Source organism: Dyadobacter sp. CY343 (assembly GCF_021390335.1).
Lineage (GTDB): Bacteria > Bacteroidota > Bacteroidia > Cytophagales > Spirosomataceae > Dyadobacter.
On sequence record NZ_JAJUXK010000007.1, the window covers coordinates 200286 to 220236 of the forward strand.

Genomic DNA, 19951 nt, shown 5'->3' on the forward strand with positions numbered 1-19951 from the left:
CGCTGGTATGCGGCGGGTATCTTATTAACCAAAAATAACTGTTTTAATCTGCAAAAAGAAGGATTAGCGAATCACCATTACAGAGCCACGCTTTACGGTAGGGTTACGTTCGGGGTAGTAAAGACTCTCGTAGGAAAGTACATAGGGATACGCGCCGGGCAACACTTTTTGACCTTTATAAGTCCCGTCCCAGCGGTCTTCCAGGTTATTGGAAGCATATATCACCTCACCCCAGCGATTATAAATGCGGATTGAAAAGTTGGTAAAGTAGGCTCCGAAAATTTCCAGGATTTCGTTTCTGCCTTCTCCGTCCGGCGTGAATGCATCAGGAATGAAGAACCTCGGCTCGCACTTATCCACGACCGTAGTCGATTTTGCAGCCACACAACCAAACTCGTTGGTCGCCTCCACCACGTACACACCTTCCTGGTTTACTGTGACGGTTCGCGTAGTATCGCCGGAATGCGGCCACAAGTAGGATAGCTGCCCCTGCCCGTTTGCATCCAGAATAACAGACTGACCGTCAGGAAGACATATTACATTTTCAGGAGCGAGGTTCAATACAGGCGAAGGCAATTCACCAACCTGGATCGTGTCCGAATTGTAGCAATCATTCCTGTCTTTCACGATCACTATGTAAGAACCCGGCTGACCGATCGTCACTTCGCGGGTATCTTCTCCGGTACTCCAGTCAAACTCAATCCATCTGTCACTTTGCACGCGCAGTACGATAGAACTATCACGGCAGAGTGTGGTATCTGGCCCTATTGTAAATGCCGGCGGGCGGCGCAATGTAATTTCAATGGTATCTGCGGAGTAGCATTCGCCTTGCGGGCCGTTGAATGCGACTGCAATATACCGGCCGGTTGCAGTTGCATTATAAGTTCTTTGGCGCGAAACCACTCTTCCGCGGTTGATCCACGCATATACTTCTGCTTCCACGCCCATATCAAGCGGCACGAAAGCACCGCAGGTATCTTTGTCGGCGCCAAGGTTAATCTGCGGAGGTGTTTCGTAAATCGTTACCGGCTGCACAATGATCGTATCCTTACATTTGTTCGACGCGCGCAATCTTACCATATAGGTTCCCGGTTGCGTGTACGTGTAAGTCGCCTGCGTTTCTTTGGAAGGCGAAGTAAAGCTGCCGTCTCCCAGGAAATCCCACTGATAACTATCTTCAATAGGATCGCAAATCGGGCTGGCCTGGAATGTAGTGGGTTCATTTGTACAAAAACCATCTGCCTCAAAACCCGGCCCGGAAGATTCCTGCGTGAAATCCTGAACCATATTCGGCAAACCCAACTGACTATTGCGACCGCCCAGATTTACACCGTCACGCTCATATTCAACGCCCGTCAGCGAATTCCCTTCCGGCTCACCAATCACCGCCAGATACTCACTCCCCTGAATCGCCATATAAATGCGTCCGTCGGGACCAAACTGCAGTGCTCCGAATTGTCGCGTCGCGGAACTGTCTATGGTAATAGCTGTCTCGGTTAGAAGACTGTCGGGCAGCGTAAGATCGTATTGTTTCAGATAAGAACTAGTTCCATTCTCCCCTTTAAATGAAATATACATTTTCTCCCCGCTGGGTGAAAATTCAATACCGTATGCAACAGGCGGCGCAGCGCCGAGATCGACCGTTTTGTCGTGGGTAAGTGTTCCTGTGGAATCATTGAAATAAAACAGATCCACATAATTTTTCGGCGGGCCTGGTACAATTACTGCCAGTCTTCTCTGCCCGGTCGCAGTGTCCGGCGATGAAAATTTCATGTAGCCTTCTGCCTTATGCAAGCTGTCGTGCGCGATGCCCAGATCAAAAGTACCGCTCTCATTTAACCCACCGTCGGTGGCATGAAAAACGCGGAATTTGTTGGTACCGTAATCGTGTGAAATCACCCAGTAAGTACTGTCGCGGTCGTTACGGGCAGACACTATACGTTCGGTTGTAGGGGTTTGCAAAGTTGTATTCTGCTCGATGATCGCGCCCAGTCCGTTGTTCCTCCGCATATCGACCACACTTACCGTCAACAGCTTTTCGCCGCCGTTGATATCTGAGGTAGTAAACACATTGAAGAGGTATTCGCAGCCTTTACATGTGGGCTGGGGCACGATAAGTACCGATTGCGTCGAATTCGGACTTCCTTTTAAAGGCGCACAATTTCCCGGACTAAAACAGGGCATTACCTCACTGTTCTTGTTCCAGATCGTTATCCCATCAGAATAAAACAAAAGCTGACCTTTTGAATTGGCAATGGACGAAGTTCCTTCGGGTGTATTGGCCTTTCCATCGGTAATCGGCGTAGGCGGGCTATTTGAAAAGTCAAGCCCCGCATTTCCCCCGAAATACCATTTTGCGCCTTCTTGAGCCGAAGGTTCCATACATATTTTCACATTCACCCGATCCTGGATTTTACACCCGTTTGGCAGAATTACTTCCACCGAATAACAGCCTGAGCTGTCTACATTCAAAGTCTGCGTAGTATCGCCTTTCGGGTACCACACGAACTTCGCTCCTGCCGGCGCTCCGTTGGGATAAGGGTCCAAAATAAGCGTATCCCCCGGACAGATGGTAGTATCAGTTTTCCATTCCTGAAAAGCCGGCGGAAGCTCCCCGATATTGACAACCTGAGACACTGTTTCCTTGGCCCCCCCTCTAAGAGTACGGGTTAATGCAACTGTATAAGCGCCCGGCGCCATGTACGAATGCTGCGGATTACGCCGTGTATCGGTTGCGGCACCTTCACCAAAACTCCATTGCCACGCAACTGCGGAACTTAGCGTATCCCTGAATGAAGTAGAGTCCGCCTCACAATCGGGGTTCTGCATACATTGTCCACTTACCAAAAATTCCGTTTGCGCCTTCGCATATCCTGTTGTGAGCAGCATAAAGAAAAAAGCACAAAAAATTTGTTGGTACTTATTATAAAATCGCCCCATGTTTCGTTAACAGTTCAAACACCCCTAGCCACCACATTCAATATTCAGATTACCCGACATACTAACGAAAATAAAATGTTAAAATTTTGTGCGGGAAAGTCGTAAAAACCACTCTAATTTGAATATTAATACGCAATTTGAAGATATTTTGTGAAATTAAATTTGGGCAAATTTTTCTAGTCCGTAACCTCGCCGCTTTTCTTATCGCGGCTATAAGTTAAATATATGACCAAGCGTATACTTTGCCTCTTTATACTGACACTGGTTTGCATAGATGGTTGGAGCCAAGACCCCCAGTTTTCCCAATTTTATGCCAATCCGTTATACCTGAACCCTGCGCTGGCAGGGGGAGCACTTGCGCCTCGCGCGACTGTTAATTATCGTAACCAGTGGCCTTCCCTTTCGGCCAATTTCGTAACTACTTCTTTTGGTGCCGATGCATTTTTTTCCAATTTTAATAGCGGAGTTGGTGTTTTGGTAACAATGGACAGTCAGGGATTGGGAAATTTGAAATCTACCGAAGCTGCATTACAATATTCCTACCAACTGCAATTTAATGAAGTTACTTCACTGCGGCTGGGTATTCAGGGCGGATTTGGCTCGCGTACGCTGGATTATTTCGGTCTTACTTTCGGCGATCAATACGATAACGGCGGGCTAACCGGAAATCCGTCAGAAGATCCCTTTGCGCAGGGCGGCCCCAATGTATTTTATGCCGATTTTGGCGCCGGGGCAATGCTTTATTCAGATTGGTACTGGGCCGGGCTTTCTGCGCACCATTTGAACAGACCGAATCAGGCATTCTCCGGATTGACCGAGGCGCGGTTACCCGTAAAAGCCAGTTTGCAGGCCGGGTTACGCATTCCTTTTGCGGGATATACTTTTTTGGGTGATGAAATCGATAAGGAAAAAACCATTTCCCCAGCTATTATGTACAAAAAACAAGGAAAATACGACCAGTTCGATGCGGGACTTTATGTTACCCTCGAACCGCTCGTACTTGGCGCCTGGTACCGGGGGATTCCATTTAAAAAATATGCACAGAATATAAATAACCACGAATCACTGATCTTTCTGGCTGGTTTTCGCCAGGATAAATTCTCGATCGGTTACAGCTACGATCTCACGATCTCTACACTTGGAGTTGGTAGCGGCGGGGCGCACGAAATATCGCTATCCTACATTTTCCCGCCTTTGGAACCCAAACAAAGACGTAGCCGAAGCAGCAAGAAGCAGCTTTCCTGCCCGAAATTTTAATATTGTTTAATACTACTTTTTATCGAGGACTCTGAGGGTAAAGATTTGCCCCGTTCGTCTTCTGCTATTGAAATTATCTTAACCTATGAATTTTAATATGAATACTAGTTACAAAAAAGGCATGCTCGCGACACTCTGCATGCTACTTGCTACCACGCTCCTTTTTGCCGCTCCACCGAAAAGAGAATTTTACGAAATTAAAGTGTACCACGTTAAGGATTCCGATCAGGCTACCCGGGTAGACAATTACCTGAAAGACGCATATATTCCGGCAATGCACCGAGCAGGAATTAAAAACATTGGCGTTTTCAAGCCCGTTGCTACGGATACTTCTGCTGGAAAATTAATCTACGTATTGACTCCGTTAAAATCACTGGACCAGCTCGTTGACCTGCCAAAAACATTGAATAAAGATGCAGCCTACCTCGCTGCCGGCAAGGATTACATCGACGCGGAATATAAAAACCCGCCGTATGTACGCATTAAATCGACTATCCTGAGAGCTTTTGAAGATAGTCCGATGATGAAAAAACCTGAGTTGACTTCTCCGAAAAGCGGTCGCATTTACGAACTAAGGAGCTACGAAGGGCATACAGAAAAGATCTACTGGAACAAGGTAAAGCAGTTCAATGCAGGAAACGAGATTGGCATTTTTGCCCGCCTGGGGTTCAATGCAGTATTTTACGGAGAGGTGATTTCTGGCGCGAATATGCCTAACCTGATGTACCTGACCACATTTGCAGACAAAGCATCCCGCGATGCGCACTGGAAATCATTCGGCGAGGATGCAGAATGGGGCAAAGTGAAAACGATGCCGGAATATCAGAATAACGTAGCTAAAAATGTACAGATGTTCCTTTTCCCAACTGAATACTCTGACATTTGAGTTTAATAGTCGTAAAAGCAAAAAAGGTTGCAGCTCAATGAGTTGCAGCCTTTTTTGCTTAAATGCCCATTATTTTCTTATTGCATTAATCACAGCCCGCACACTTCCGTGCTCATTCAAAAGTGATCCTGCTTCGTCGGAAGAGATATTGAGTTCTTCTACGATCATCCGCACAGCACGATCTACCAGCTTTTCGTTTGTAAGCTGCATATCGACCATTTTATTTCCTTTCACTTTTCCGAGCCTGATCATCACAGCAGTGGAGATCATATTCAATGCGAGTTTCTGCGCAGTACCGGACTTCATCCGTGTGCTGCCGGTCAAAAATTCGGGACCAACTACTATTTCAACAGGATATTCGGCTGCCTGCGCTACCAGTGAGCCGGCATTGCAAACCACACAGCCGGTCAATATGCCAGCTTCCCGCGCCGTATTCAACCCGCCGATCACGTAAGGTGTGCGGCCGGAAGCCGCTATTCCTATTAATGTATCATTTTTCCCAGGGTGATAATCGGCTAGATCGATCCAGGCCTGGTTACTATCATCCTCAGCATTTTCCACAGCTTTGCGGATCGCCTTGTCACCACCTGCTATAATTCCAACCACTAAATCAAACGGAACCCCGAAAGTAGGCGGACATTCCGAAGCATCCACAACGCCAAGCCGGCCGCTGGTTCCTGCTCCTATATAAAATAACCGGCCCCCTGATTGCATGCGTGGCACAATCTGTTCCACAAGCGCTTCGATTTGCGGAATAGCCTTTTGAACAGCGAATGGGACAGTTTGATCCTCGGCATTAATGGAGATCAACAGCTCGTTGACACTCATTTTTTCAAGGTCGTGATATTGGGACGAAGATTCGGTAGTAAGCATTTGCAGTGCGATAGTTGAATTTCAAAAGTAAATATTTTCCTTTTACTATGCTTTTGCTTCAAGAAATTTGGTATTAATTAAAGATTAAAGTCAAAAATCGAGCTGATTATTTGGAAAATAAAAAGATACCCTTCTATTTTGCAACAGGAATTTCGAATTAGCGAAATTTCGCTGACTATTAGATTTACGCTATGAGAGCATTTACTATCATTCTATTCGATCTTACAGTCACGCGATTTGCGTGAGTGAGGAAAGAGCTATATAACTGGCACCTCACTCACACAACGAGTGGGGTGTTTTTATCTAATACAAAATTCACCATGGAACTGAACAGATTTTCAAGAACCCTAACCCAGGAAGTTACAAATCCAGCCGCACAGGCGATGCTTTACGGTATCGGTCTGAAAGAAGAAGATTTTGCAAAACCTCAAATCGGTATTGCAAGTACAGGTTATGAGGGAAATCCTTGCAATATGCACTTGAATGGACTTTCGGTGTATGTAAAGCAGGGTGTTACTGCCAATGATATGGTGGGTTTAATCTTCAATACGATCGGCGTTTCTGATGGTATGACGAATGGAAACGACGGAATGCGGTACTCGCTTCCCAGTCGCGATATCATCGCCGATTCGATCGAAACTGTGGTTGCGGCGCAATGGTATGATGGCGTAATTGCGGTAGTAGGTTGTGATAAAAATATGCCCGGCGCAGTGATGGCAATGGCGCGGCTTGACCGCCCCGCAATCATGGTTTACGGCGGAACGATCCGTTCAGGACATTATAAAGGACAGAAACTGGATATCGTTTCGGCATTCGAAGCATTGGGTAAAAAGTTTGCGAACAATATTTCAGACGAAGATTACAAAGGTATTATTCAAAATTCGATCCCCGGCCAGGGAGCCTGCGGCGGAATGTATACTGCCAATACCATGGCGGCTTCCATAGAAGCAATGGGATTGAGCCTTCCTTTCAGCAGCTCCTATCCGGCAACGCACGAAGGCAAGCAGGAGGAATGCAAAAAAATCGGTGCGGCAATGAAGAAATTGCTCGAACTGAATATTACTCCGAAAGAAATTATCACTAAAGAGTCGCTCGAAAACGCGTTAACAGTGGTAATGGCGCTGGGCGGCTCAACCAATGCTGCGCTGCATTTTCTGGCTATTGCGCGTTCTGCGGGACTTTCGCTGACATTAGATGATATTCAGGAAGTTTCAGATCGTGTTCCATTTATTGCGGATCTGAAACCTAGTGGTAAATATTTTATGGAAGATATTTTGGCAATCGGCGGAGTACCAGCGGTAACTAAATATTTGTATTCCAAAGGGTTGATTCACGGTGATTGCATTACTGTAACTGGGAAAACGGTTGCGGAAAACCTGGCAGAAGCGCCGGACCTCGATTTTGAAAACCAGAAAATGGTTTTTCCATTGGAACAAGCTATTAAATCGAGCGGGCACATTCAGATCATGTATGGTAATCTGACGCCAACAGGTGCAGTTGCGAAAATTACAGGTAAAGAGGGAATGACATTCGACGGTGAGGCAAAAGTTTGCGAGCACGAGTCCGAGATCATTACCATGCTTTCAAAAGGCGAAATCAGAGAAGGACACGTGGTTGTGATCCGCAATGCAGGTCCCAAAGGCGGTCCGGGAATGTCGGAAATGCTAAAACCTACCTCTGCTGTAATGGGAGCCGGATTGGGAGACAAAATTGCGTTGATCACTGACGGACGTTTTTCTGGTGGTACGCACGGATTTGTAGTTGGTCACATTACACCGGAAGCTTTTGACGGCGGACCTATTGCCTTGGTAAAAGACGGAGACAGAATCACGATTGACGCTAATACCCGCGAGCTAACTTTACATATTTCCGATGAAGAAATGGCAGCCCGCAAAGCACAATGGGTACAGCCCGCACCGAAATTCACCAAAGGAATGTTGGGAAGATATATCAGAACGGTGAAGTCGGCCAGTGAAGGCTGCGTTACCGACGAGGCTTGATAAACATTTCAAACCATGAAAGCAGCAGATTTTAAGTTAGACAGAACAGCTTTTCATGCGGGAACACATTCCGAAACAGAAAAGTACTATTCGGAAATGCAGCCCAAAACAGGAAAAGAGAGACTAGAAGCGGCGAATTATCTCAATAGTGTAGCTTTTCAGTTTGACTTAAAAAACCCGCCGAAAATGGATCGAACTGCTTTTTCAGCAAGAAAACACAAGTTGTAATGGCTAATATTTTCAATGATGACTTTCAAGAATTTTTGAAAGCGCTCAACGAAACAAAGGTCGAATATATTCTGGTTGGGGGCTATTCGGTCATTCTTCACGGATATTCACGTACAACGGGTGATATGGACATCTGGGTACAGAAAACGAAGGACAATCATTCAAAATTGACTAGGGCTTTTAGAAGATTTGGAATGCCTTTGTTTGATATGACAGAGGAAAACTTTTTGAAAAATCCTGATTTTGATGTCTTTACTTTCGGTAGAGTTCCAGTTTCAATTGACATTATTACAAATTTGAAAGGACTTGATTTTGAAACTGCTAATGAAAATGCTTCGGACTACCTGGTTGAAGATCTAACAATAAGATTGATCAACTACCACGATTTGATTAAAGCAAAAAAAGCAGCAGGCAGGCCGAGAGATATTAATGATATTGAAAATCTTGAAAATTCGTCAGACAAATAAATAGAGGAGTCATGGAATTTAATGAAAATCAAACTGAGACAGTACAGGTTGCCGACACGGTAGCGGCTGTCGCCAAACCGGAGCTGGTCAATGGATCTCATGCGGTTATCAGGTCATTGATTGAGGAGGGTGTGGAAACTATTTTCGGCTATCCCGGCGGCGCAATTATGCCCGTTTACGATGCGATTTATGACTATCAGGATCAGATCGACCACATTCTGGTACGCCACGAGCAAGGTGCCGCGCATGCTGCGGAAGGTTATGCCCGGGTGAGCGGAAAAGTGGGGGTATGTCTTGTTACGTCCGGCCCAGGTGCGACTAATCTCGTAACCGGTATTGCCGACGCAATTATTGACTCTACGCCGCTTGTCTGCGTAGTCGGTCAGGTCGCGGCGCATTTATTGGGTACTGACGCATTTCAGGAAACTGACGTGATTGGTATTACAATTCCGATTACAAAATGGAATTATCAGATCACACGGGCTGACGAGATTCCAGAAATTATGGCGAAGGCATTTTATATTGCTAAGTCAGGCCGCCCGGGACCAGTTTTGATCGACATAACCAAGAATGCGCAGAATGAGCTGATGTCCAGGGAGTTTTCTTACAAAAAATGTGAAAACCTGATCAGTTACCGACCACGCCTTTCACCCAAAGTGGAGCAGGTAGAGGCAGCTGCGAAGCTTATCAATGAAGCAAAAAAGCCTTTTATCTTCGTTGGTCACGGTGTGCGGATCTCGCATGCTGAAAACGAATTGCTTCAATTTATCGAAAAAACAGATATTCCTGCCGCTTCAACGCTGCTGGGACTTTCCTCGGTTTCCGTTGATCACCCGAATTATGTGGGCTGGCTGGGAATGCATGGGAATTATGGTACCAATGTACTAACCAACCAATGCGACCTGATTATTGCGATCGGAATGCGTTTCGATGATCGGGTTACAGGCGACGTGAACCGCTACGCAAAGCAGGCGAAAGTGGTACATATTGAAATTGACCCGGCTGAGATTGGTAAAATAGTGAAAGCCGACGCTCCTGTCGTAGGCGACGCGAAACTGGCACTTGAAATGCTGCTTCCCCTCGTGAAGGAAAACAGTCACAAAGAATGGATTGCAGAGTTCAAGAAATTTGATGCGATAGAAGACGAGAAAATAACGCAGCCCGAACTTGCTCCTACTACGGAGAAGATCAAAATGGCTGAGGTAATCCGCACTTTATCTAGCAAAACAAATGGCGAAGCGGTGATCTTGGCGGACGTGGGCCAGCACCAGATGATGACTGCGCGTTACTATCAGTTTAAAAAACCAGGTTCCTTCATTACTTCGGGTGGTTTGGGAACGATGGGTTATGCATTGCCGGCTGCATTTGGAGCGAAAGTTGGAGCTCCTGACCGTGAGGTGGTTGCGTTTATCGGAGACGGTTGCTTTCAAATGACAATCCAGGAATTAGGTACGATCGCGCAGAGTGGACTTCCTGTAAAAATTATTATCCTGAATAACAACTTCCTGGGAATGGTTCGCCAGTGGCAGCAGCTTTTCCATCAGAAAAGGTATTCGTTCGTTGAGCTGCAAAATCCTGATTTTATTACAATAGGAAAAGGTTTTGGAATCGACGGACATACCTGCGCGGTACGTGAGGATCTGAATGCGTCGCTCGACAAAATGCTGGCTTCTGACAAACCTTACCTGCTGGAAGTGATTGTTGAGAAAGAAGAAAACGTGTTCCCGATGGTTCCTACCGGCGCTTGCGTATCAGATATCAGATTAGAATGACATTGAAATTATCGCAATTATGACAACATACACCATTTGTGTCTTCACGGAAAATACGATTGGTATTCTGAATAAGATTACCACTATCCTGACACGCCGGCGAATCAATATCGACAGCCTTACCGTTTCTGAAACCGAGCGTAAGGGTATTTCCCGCTTCACGATCGTCATTCAGCATGAATCCCGCGAGGCTGTGGAAAAGCTGGTGCGGCAGATCCGGAAAGTGATTGAAGTACTGGCAGTTTTCGGATATTTGAACGATGATATCGCCTATAATGAAATAGCTTTGTTTAAAGTTTCAACTCCGATCGGGGCTAAACCTATTGATATTGAAACTATTAACAAAGTTTACAAAGCCTGGGTCGTGTACTGGCACCTTACTTATGTGATTATTCAGAAAACGGGTACAGAGAAAGAGATCTTTGAGTTTTTTGATTATATCAAACCGCACGAAATCCTTGAATTTGTAAGATCAGGCAGAGTGGCAGTAAGTAAGTCGCCCCAGACGCTGGTTGATTATCTTCCTGAGGCTGAGTGGGAATATTATCAATAGCATTACCTCTTAATAAATATCCTTTTTAAAAATCGTAATAAATCAATTTAACCAATAATCAATGGCAAAATTAAATTTCGGCGGGGTCGAAGAAGAAGTAGTAACCCGTGAAGAATTTCCTCTTGAAAAAGCGCGTGAAGTACTTTCAACTGAAACTATAGCTGTAATCGGTTACGGCGTACAAGGCCCGGGCCAAAGCCTGAACATGCGTGACAATGGTTTTAACGTAATCGTTGGTCAGCGCCAGGGTGGTAAGTCTTGGGACAAAGCTGTTGCTGACGGCTGGGTACCGGGAGAAACGCTTTTCGATATCGAAGAAGCACTTTCAAAAGGAACTATCATTTGCTATTTGCTTTCTGACGCCGCTCAGATTGAACTTTGGCCAACGGTTAAAAAACACCTTACTGCTGGAAAATCACTGTATTTCTCGCACGGTTTCGGTGTTACTTACAAAGATCAGACTGGCATTATCCCTCCTACCGATGTGGATGTATACCTTGTCGCTCCAAAAGGATCAGGTACTTCACTTCGCCGCATGTTCGTGGAAGGAAAAGGCTTGAACTCTTCTTTCGCGATATTCCAGGATGCAACCGGCAAAGCACGTGAAAAATGCATCGCAATGGGTATCGGTGTAGGTTCAGGATATTTGTTTGAAACTGATTTCTACCGTGAAGTAACTTCTGACTTGACTGGCGAGCGTGGAACTTTGATGGGCGCTATCCAGGGAATTTTCGCTGCTCAATATGAAGTATTGCGTTCAAATGGACACACTCCTTCTGAGGCTTTCAACGAAACAGTTGAGGAATTGACGCAATCGTTGATGCCATTGGTTGCTGAAAATGGTATGGACTGGATGTATGCCAACTGTTCAACAACTGCACAACGCGGTGCATTGGATTGGTGGAAACCTTTCCGTGACGCTACCAAGCCTGTTTTCGAACAACTTTACAACTCAGTTAAAAGCGGCGAACAAGCCAATATCTCCATCACACGTAACTCACAACCTGACTACCGCGTGAAACTGGAAGAAGAACTGGCTGAATTGCGCGAATCTGAAATGTGGAAAGCCGGCAAAACTGTCCGCAGCCTGCGCCCAGAAAACAATTAATAAAATTTATCTGGAACCGCCGGCTGAAGCCGACGGCAATTGATAAAGCAATAATCAATTACCGTTGGCTTCGGCCAACGGTTTTGACTAAACACCCGCCGGCCTTTGCCGGCATATTGAAAAAATCAATTGCCCCGGACTTCAGTCCGGGGACACAAATTAAGAGCTTTGCTATTGCAAGGCTTTTTTCTTTACAAGCAATGGAAACAGTGCATTCAGCTCCTTCACTAGATAATATATTCCTGGCTGCCGAAAGGTTGCGCGGGATTATTAATCACACACCAATACTGTACAATGCGCATTTGTCTGAGCAGTATGAAGCCAATATTTATCTCAAAAGAGAAGATCTGCAAACAGTAAGATCGTACAAGATCCGCGGCGCTTATAATAAAATGGCAAGTCTGTCCCGGGAAGAACTGGCGAATGGAATAGTGTGCGCAAGTGCCGGAAACCATGCTCAGGGAGTTGCTTATGCATGTCGGAAAATGGAAGTGAAAGGAGCTATTTTCATGCCCACTACTACGCCGGCTCAGAAGGTAAAACAAGTGAGACTTTTCGGGAAAGAGTGGATAGAAATTCATCTAGTAGGTGATACTTACGACGATGCCTACTATGCTTCAAAAGAGTATCAGACTACGAATAAGGCCATTTTTGTACATCCTTTTGACGATTTGCAAGTGATTGAAGGCCAGGGAACTGTGGGGCTGGAAATTTTCAAGGATGCTGATTTCAAGATTGACTACCTGTTAATGGCGATAGGCGGCGGTGGGCTGGCTTCGGGCATTTCGACGGTTTTTAAACAACTATCTCCTAAAACGCAATTGATTGGCGTAGAACCGGAGGGGTCGCCTACTATGAGAAGGTCTGTCGACGCAGGTCAGGTTGTTACATTGGATCATATCGACAAGTTTGTCGACGGCGCTGCTGTGCGCAGAGCAGGTAATATAACTTTTGAGATCTGCCAGAAAAGCCTTGATAAAATATTGTTGGTGCCTGAGGGAAAGGTTTGTTCTACCATCTTGCAGCTCTATAATGAGGAGGCTATCGTAGCTGAACCAGCCGGCGCGCTCACGGTATCGGCCCTCGATTTTATCAAAGACGAAATCAAAGGAAAGAATGTAGTAGTATTGATCAGCGGTGGAAATAATGATATCACCCGCACCGAAGAGATCAAGGAAAGATCTTTGTTATATGAGGGTCTGAAACACTATTTTATCATCCGTTTCCCGCAGCGCTCCGGCGCATTCCGGGAATTTCTGAATGTGCTGGGTCCGAACGATGATATTGCACGGTTTGAATACGTCAAAAAAACCAACCGCGAACAAGGACCTGCTTTAGTTGGTATTGAGTTAAAAACCCGGGAAGACTTCGCGCCACTGATTGAGCGAATGGACGAAAACCGAATTGTGTATGAATATCTGAACGACCAGCCGGATTTGTTTCAGTTTATGGTTTAGATTTCGATTATGCTCCGCGTCCCTTCCGATATCAGCTCCTCCGAATTTGAATCCCTGAAAATCCAGGATATGACTTTTGTTGCTTATCGCAACGAAGTATATCCCTCCAAATACGACGTTTTTTTTGAGGAGCATGCGGTGATTGTGGTTTTAGAAGGAGAGAAAAAATTTACCAGCCCAAGCCAGGAGGTTCATGTCGAAAAAGGCGATATTTTGTTTGTTCAGAGGGGATTTTATTTAATGTCGGAGTCTATTAATGAATCTTACAAAAGTCTTGTTTTCTTTTTTGACGAAAAATTACTGAAAGAATTTGTCGGCCTGCATCCTGAGCTTTTTAATACACAGGAACAAAAAACGCTATTCGAAAATCCGATCCTGCTTTTGAAGTCGGACGATAATTTCGAAAAATTCATTCAATCTGTATTCCCCTATTTCCGCTCACGCGCAACGCTGAAAAATCATTTTCTCAGGTTGAAGTTTCAGGAACTGCTTTTGCATTTATTGGAACTGGATAATTCACAGCAGTTAAGAGCGATTTTATATAGTTTGTACAAAGGCGAAAAAGTGGATCTTGCTTTTCTAATGAATAGCTATTACCTCAAACCGCTCACATTAGACGAACTTGCAAAGCTTTCAGGACGCAGTCTATCCGCGTTCAAACGCGATTTTCAGGAAGAATTTCACACTTCCCCCGCGTTCTGGCTCAAAAATAAACGCCTCGATTACGCCGACTTCCTATTGAGAAACAGTACCAAAAATGTTTCAGAGATCAGTACCGAAATCGGCTACGAAAGTGTTTCTCATTTCATCAAAACATATAAGGAAAAGTTTGGCGTAACGCCGAAGAGGCAGGGGTGATCGACCCTGGCAGGTCTGGCTCAATTTCCTTATATTTGTTTTAGTCGAAATAAGAAAAAAATGGAAACACTGCACGTTTATCCTTCAAAAGCCCAGGAAAAGGCAGTAATTGCTTTCCTGGAAGCTCAAAATATTCCGTTTTCAAAGGAAGACAGTTTGCCACTGCATGTGCTTGCGGGCATTGAGCGAGGACTTGAAGATGTAAAAATAGGTCGGACAATGACCATGGAAGAGTTTCGGCGCCGCCGTTCGCTGGTTAAATGAGCCTGGAAATAATTTTTACGCAAACTGCGATAGAAACTTATGAGGCAATTTTTAATCAGATTGACCTCAAATTCGGACGAACCGCTGCAAAAAAGTTCGAAACGAAAGCGTTTCAGACTTTAAAAACGTTATCAAAAAGTCCATTTATATTTCGTGCTATCTCAGAAAATCCCGAAATTAGAAAAGGCTTTCTGCATGTGAACTGTTCATTCTTCTATAAAGTGTCAATCGAAGAAATTCACATCCTTTACTTTTGGGATAATAGGCAGGAGCCTTTGTTAAGCTAGCCAGATAAAGATTTCCGCTCAAATCACCTTTCAAAACCAAAATCACTATTTTTTGACCCTTTCCCGTTATCGGTATTCGCCTGAATATTTGCTACTTTGTATCCTCAATTCTCCTTTAAAGAAGTAATAGTCATTTGCTTAGTTCTTTGAAGCCGGTTTGAAATGGCGAAATTTTAATCAAACAAAATGAGTAATCAAGCAAGTACCCTTTTCGACAAGGTGTGGGACGCACACGTTGTACGTAAAATTGAAGATGGTCCGGACGTATTTTTCATCGATCGTCACTTTATCCACGAAGTAACCAGCCCAGTTGCATTCCTCGGACTTGAAACCAGAAACATTGGTGTAATGTATCCGGAGCGTACTTTCGCGACTGCGGATCACAATACTCCAACAATCAACCAACACCTGCCTGTTCAGGATCCGCTTTCGGCTAAGCAGCTCCAAGCATTGGAGACTAACTCTGCGAAATACGGAATTTCTCACTGGGGATTGGGCAATGCAAGAAACGGTATTGTTCACGTCGTAGGGCCGGAAAATGGTATTACGCTTCCTGGAATGACGATCGTTTGTGGCGATTCGCACACTTCTACACACGGCGCATTTGGTGCAATTGCATTCGGGATAGGGACCTCTGAGGTGGAAATGGTACTTTCTTCGCAATGCATAATGCAGCCGAAACCGAAGAAAATGCGCGTAAATGTAAACGGAGTTCTCGGTAAGGCAGTTACGCCGAAAGATGTGACCCTTTTTATTATCTCAAAACTGACAACTGCAGGCGCAACAGGCTATTTTGTTGAATATGCGGGCGACGTTTTTGAAAATATGAGCATGGAAGGTCGTATGACCGTTTGCAATATGAGTATTGAAATGGGTGCCAGAGGCGGTATGATCGCTCCCGACCAGACTACTTTCAACTATATCGAAGGTCGCGACCAGGCTCCGAAAGGTGAGAAATGGGACACTGCCCTGGCTTACTGGAAAACGCTTAAAACGGATTCCGACGCAGTTTTTGACAAAGAATATACTTTCAGCGCGTCGGAAATCGAGCCGATGATTACTTACGGAACCAACCCGGGAATGGGGCAGGGAATTTCCAAAGCGATCCCTACTGCTGATCAGGTGGAAGGCGGTAAGTCGACTTTTGACAAGTCTCTGAATTACATGGGCTTCCACGAGAATGAGTCGATGCTTGGTAAGAAAATAGATTACGTTTTCATCGGCAGCTGCACAAACGGCCGGATCGAAGATTTCCGTGCATTTGCATCTATTGTAAAGGGCCGTAAAAAAGCGGATAACGTAACTGCTTGGGTTGTACCAGGTTCGCATATTGTTGAGGCGCAGATTAAAGATGAGGGTATTCTGGATATTCTGACAGAGGCTGGCTTTGAACTTCGTCAACCTGGCTGCTCGGCTTGTCTGGCTATGAACGACGATAAGATTCCGGCTGGAAAATACGCAGTAAGTACTTCAAACCGCAATTTCGAAGGACGTCAGGGCCCGGGCGCACGTACGCTTCTTGCCAGCCCATTAGTGGCAGCAGCAGCGGCAGTGACGGGGGTTGTGACGGATCCGAGAGATTTGCTTTGAGTTTGAGAGAGCGTATATAGGTTACACAGAGACACACTGAGTTTTAAAAGAGGACCACGGAGAATGGAGTTGAGTGATGTGACAGGCAAGATTATTGGATGTTGCATCGACATTCATCGGGAATTGGGCCCTGGACTATTGGAATCTGCCTATGAAGAATGCCTGGCTTATGAATTAAAAAGGTCTGGCTTATTTTTCGAAAGGCAAAAACCGGTACCGGTTCATTACAAGGAAGTTAGATTGGAATATGGTTACCGAATGGATTTTGTTGTTGAAAATGCTGTCGTCGTAGAGTTGAAAAGCGTTGAAGCATTAAATCCAATTCATGAAGCTCAAATTCTAACCTATATGAAATTTGCAGAGAAAAAGGTAGGATTACTAATCAATTTCAATGTCCTGATCTTAAAAAACGGCATCAAAAGATTCGTAAAATAAAATATCTCCGTGGCTCTCCATTTTCTCCTCGATCTCTGTGTAACAACAACTTAGATAGTTATTCAATATTAAAACGCTGAAAGCCGAAAGCCAACAGCCTACTACCATGGCCTACGATAGATTTACAATTCTTAGAAGTACCGCAGTTCCTTTACCGATTGAAAACGTTGATACTGACCAGATTATCCCTGCCCGCTTTTTGAAAGCTACCAAGCGGGAAGGATTTGGCGATAACCTTTTCCGTGATTGGCGGTATAATGGCGATGATACGCCAAAGGAGGATTTCGTTTTAAATAATCCGATCTATTCCGGAAAAATTCTGGTTGGCGGCCGCAACTTTGGTAGCGGATCGAGCCGCGAGCATGCTGCCTGGGCGATTTATGATTACGGATTTCGCTGCGTGGTTTCCAGCTTTTTTGCTGATATTTTCAAAGGTAACTCGCTCAATATCGGCATTTTGCCGGTGCAGGTTAGCGCCGAGTTTCTGAACAAAATATTCCTCGCAATAGAAGCAGATCCGAATGCCGAGCTTGAAGTAAATCTTCCGGAACAGACCATTACGATTGTCGCAACCGGCGAAAAGGAATCTTTTGACATCAACGGTTATAAAAAACACAATATGACCAATGGTTTCGACGATATCGACTATCTGCAGGCGATGAAAGAGGAAATAAGAGGGTTCGAAAAACAGAGATTATATTAATAGCTATTAGCTGTTGGCTATTAGCAGTTAGCTTTCATAGAAACGCTAATTGCTAACGGCTAACAGCTGATAGCTGATAGCCAACTATGAACAGTCGCTATATAGAAATAATGGACACGACACTTCGCGATGGTGAACAAACCAGCGGCGTGTCGTTTTCTGCGTCGGAAAAATTAACCATCGCGCAGGTGCTTTTGCAGGAAGTAAAGGTTGACCGTATTGAAATCGCATCGGCACGGGTGTCGGAAGGTGAATTTCAGGCAGTCAGGCAGATTACCGACTGGGCAAGATCGAATGGTTTTCTTGACAAAATAGAAGTGCTGACTTTCGTCGATGGCGACGCTTCCATTAACTGGATACTTGACGCTGGCGCAAGGGTTATGAATCTGCTGACCAAAGGTTCGCTGAACCACCTGACGCACCAACTGAAAAAATCACCTGCCGCGCATTTTGAAGATATCAGAGCGGTACTAGAACTGGCTGATTCCAAAGGCATTGACTGCAATGTTTACCTGGAAGATTGGAGCAACGGAATGCGCAGCTCACCTGAATATGTATTTCAGGCGCTCGATTTCCTTACCTCACAGCCTGTAAAAAGGATTTTGCTGCCCGATACCCTCGGAATTCTTACGCCGGCTGAGTCCTATTCTTTTGTAAAACAGATCGTTGACAAATATCCCGATCAGCATTTCGAATTTCACGCTCACAACGACTACGATCTCAGCATTGCTAACGTGATGGAGGCGCTGCGTGCCGGGGCGCGAGGGTTGCATTTGACGGTCAATGGAATGGGTGAACGTACCGGAAATGCGCCGCTAGCCAGCACAATTGCTGTTTTGAACGATATGATGCCGGAATATAAAACTTCGGTAAATGAACGCTCCCTGTACACGATCAGCAAAATCGTTGAGACTTTTTCAGGTATTCGTATTCCTTCCAATAAGCCTATTGTTGGGGAAAGTGTTTTTACACAAACTGCGGGGATCCACGCCGACGGAGACAAGAAGAATAACCTGTATTTCAGCAAGTTGATGCCTGAAAGATTTGGCCGCCAGCGGCTTTATGCTTTGGGAAAAACTTCTGGAAAAGCGAATATCGAGAACAATTTACGTGATCTGGGAATTACGCTGGCCGACGCAGATCTTAAAAAAGTGACGCAGCGGATTATCGAACTGGGAGACAGGAAAGAGGCTGTAACCCCCGAAGATTTACCTTATATCATTTCCGATATCCTCGATAGCAATGCGATTGAGGAGAAGGTAGTGATCGTGAATTATGTTTTGACGCATTCAAAAAACCTAAAACCTTCGGCTACTTTGCAGATCAAGTTCGGGGAGGAGGTTTTTGAAGAAAATGCCCAGGGCGACGGTCAGTATGATGCGTTTATGAATGCATTGAAAAAGATCTATTGCCAAAAAGGGATCAGCTTGCCTATGTTGACGGACTACACGGTGCGGATCCCGCCAGGCGGAAAGACCGACGCACTCTGCGAAACGATCATTACCTGGGAAATTAATGGTAAAGAAGTGAAGACCAGAGGCTTGGATTCCGACCAAACGTTCTCCGCAATTATGGCGACGCAGAAAATGCTGAACTTGATCGGGATACCGGCGGATGTCCCGTTGGTCTCACCGGTAGCCAAAGTTGCATTAGATCTAAAACCATGAATAAACCGGAATTATATCAAAACCTGAAACATTATCTTTTACAAAAAAAGATAACCAAGGCTGCGGTTTTTGGATCCTTTGCCCGAAACGAGGAAAATGCTGAAAGTGACATTGACTTGTTGATCGAGGGAAATAATCTGACAATGTTTGATATACTCCGAATTGAAGATGAATTGGAATCGCTGTACAACAGAAAAATAGACCTTGTTGAATACAAAGCTGTGAAGCCGTCGATTCAACATCATGTTTTCAAAAATATAATTCAATTGATATGATGCGTGACGACAACGTATATATCGACGACATTATCCAATCCATTGAAATCATTCAGCAGTATCTTGACGGAAAGACTGAACTTGATTTCGAAGAGAGCTTGCTTTTGCAGGATGCTGTTTACCGGCGGTTTGAGATAATAGGAGAAGCAGCAACAAAGATCTCTGACAGTTTCAAAGAATCTCATCCCGAAGTTGAATGGAGGCTAATGAAATTGATGCGTAATAAATTGATACATGAATATTTCGGAATATCACCTGCTACCATTTTTGCGACAGTCCGAGAAGACTTACCGCTACTTTTACAGAAGTTAAAATAATTATCTTACTGATT

Annotated in this window: 19 protein-coding genes; 17 read left to right on the forward strand and 2 right to left on the reverse strand. The window is 44.9% G+C overall.

Annotation, left to right across the window (positions count from 1 at the left end; genetic code table 11):
- Positions 1-63: 63 nt before the first annotated feature.
- Positions 64-2889 (reverse strand): PKD domain-containing protein, encoded by a 2826-nt coding sequence (locus LZG94_RS22820; RefSeq protein WP_233793995.1) that lies wholly within the window; start codon positions 2887-2889, stop codon positions 64-66.
- Positions 2890-3165: 276 nt separating this feature from the next.
- Between LZG94_RS22820 and LZG94_RS22825 the strand changes: the two genes are divergently transcribed.
- Both LZG94_RS22825 and LZG94_RS22830 read left to right on the forward strand, forming a co-directional pair.
- On the forward strand, positions 3166-4197 hold the full coding sequence (locus LZG94_RS22825) for a type IX secretion system membrane protein PorP/SprF (RefSeq protein ID WP_233793996.1): 1032 nt from the start codon (positions 3166-3168) through the stop codon (positions 4195-4197).
- Positions 4198-4294: 97 nt separating this feature from the next.
- Complete coding sequence (locus LZG94_RS22830; protein WP_233793997.1) at positions 4295-5083, forward strand: NIPSNAP family protein; 789 nt, start codon at positions 4295-4297, stop codon at positions 5081-5083.
- Positions 5084-5152: 69 nt separating this feature from the next.
- Here LZG94_RS22830 and murQ read toward each other — a convergent pair whose 3' ends face one another.
- Positions 5153-5956, reverse strand: coding sequence for an N-acetylmuramic acid 6-phosphate etherase (gene murQ / locus LZG94_RS22835; protein ID WP_233793998.1), 804 nt, complete (start codon positions 5954-5956; stop codon positions 5153-5155).
- Positions 5957-6276: 320 nt separating this feature from the next.
- Between murQ and ilvD the strand changes: the two genes are divergently transcribed.
- The 15 genes from ilvD (at position 6277) to LZG94_RS22905 (ending at position 19937) form a co-directional block, all read left to right on the forward strand.
- The gene (gene ilvD, locus LZG94_RS22840) at positions 6277-7956 is read left to right on the forward strand and encodes a dihydroxy-acid dehydratase (protein WP_233793999.1); all 1680 of its coding nucleotides are present in this window, start codon (positions 6277-6279) and stop codon (positions 7954-7956) included.
- 15 nt (positions 7957-7971) lie between these two features.
- Positions 7972-8184 (forward strand): hypothetical protein, encoded by a 213-nt coding sequence (locus tag LZG94_RS22845; protein WP_233794000.1) that lies wholly within the window; start codon positions 7972-7974, stop codon positions 8182-8184.
- The gene (locus LZG94_RS22850; protein ID WP_233794001.1) at positions 8184-8651 is read left to right on the forward strand and encodes a nucleotidyltransferase; all 468 of its coding nucleotides are present in this window, start codon (positions 8184-8186) and stop codon (positions 8649-8651) included. The genes LZG94_RS22845 and LZG94_RS22850 overlap by 1 nt, the downstream gene beginning before the upstream one ends.
- 11 nt (positions 8652-8662) lie before the next feature.
- A complete protein-coding gene (gene ilvB / locus LZG94_RS22855) occupies positions 8663-10423 on the forward strand; it encodes a biosynthetic-type acetolactate synthase large subunit (protein WP_233794002.1) in 1761 nt (586 codons plus the stop codon).
- Between the two features lie 19 nt (positions 10424-10442).
- Positions 10443-10976, forward strand: coding sequence for an acetolactate synthase small subunit (gene ilvN, locus LZG94_RS22860; RefSeq protein WP_233794003.1), 534 nt, complete (start codon positions 10443-10445; stop codon positions 10974-10976).
- 61 nt (positions 10977-11037) lie between these two features.
- Complete coding sequence (ilvC, locus tag LZG94_RS22865) at positions 11038-12084, forward strand: ketol-acid reductoisomerase (protein WP_215236210.1); 1047 nt, start codon at positions 11038-11040, stop codon at positions 12082-12084.
- 200 nt (positions 12085-12284) lie between these two features.
- A complete protein-coding gene (gene ilvA / locus LZG94_RS22870) occupies positions 12285-13541 on the forward strand; it encodes a threonine ammonia-lyase IlvA (RefSeq protein WP_233794004.1) in 1257 nt (418 codons plus the stop codon).
- A 9-nt stretch (positions 13542-13550) separates the two neighbouring features.
- On the forward strand, positions 13551-14399 hold the full coding sequence (locus tag LZG94_RS22875) for a response regulator transcription factor (protein WP_233794005.1): 849 nt from the start codon (positions 13551-13553) through the stop codon (positions 14397-14399).
- A 60-nt stretch (positions 14400-14459) separates the two neighbouring features.
- A complete protein-coding gene (locus LZG94_RS22880) occupies positions 14460-14663 on the forward strand; it encodes a hypothetical protein (protein ID WP_233794006.1) in 204 nt (67 codons plus the stop codon).
- A gap of 473 nt (positions 14664-15136) precedes the next feature.
- Positions 15137-16540, forward strand: a complete 1404-nt coding sequence (leuC, locus tag LZG94_RS22885) for a 3-isopropylmalate dehydratase large subunit (protein WP_233794007.1) — start codon at positions 15137-15139, stop codon at positions 16538-16540.
- Positions 16541-16603: 63 nt separating this feature from the next.
- Positions 16604-16975 (forward strand): GxxExxY protein, encoded by a 372-nt coding sequence (locus tag LZG94_RS22890; RefSeq protein WP_233794008.1) that lies wholly within the window; start codon positions 16604-16606, stop codon positions 16973-16975.
- A 106-nt stretch (positions 16976-17081) separates the two neighbouring features.
- On the forward strand, positions 17082-17678 hold the full coding sequence (gene leuD / locus LZG94_RS22895) for a 3-isopropylmalate dehydratase small subunit (protein WP_233794009.1): 597 nt from the start codon (positions 17082-17084) through the stop codon (positions 17676-17678).
- 86 nt (positions 17679-17764) lie between these two features.
- Positions 17765-19345: an alpha-isopropylmalate synthase regulatory domain-containing protein gene (locus LZG94_RS22900; protein WP_233794010.1), complete on the forward strand. Its 1581-nt coding sequence runs from the start codon at positions 17765-17767 to the stop codon at positions 19343-19345.
- Positions 19342-19620, forward strand: a complete 279-nt coding sequence (locus LZG94_RS26600) for a nucleotidyltransferase family protein (protein WP_409013351.1) — start codon at positions 19342-19344, stop codon at positions 19618-19620. Before LZG94_RS22900 ends, LZG94_RS26600 begins: the two co-directional genes overlap by 4 nt.
- A complete protein-coding gene (locus LZG94_RS22905; RefSeq protein WP_233794011.1) occupies positions 19617-19937 on the forward strand; it encodes a DUF86 domain-containing protein in 321 nt (106 codons plus the stop codon). The genes LZG94_RS26600 and LZG94_RS22905 overlap by 4 nt, the downstream gene beginning before the upstream one ends.
- Positions 19938-19951 lie beyond the last annotated feature (14 nt).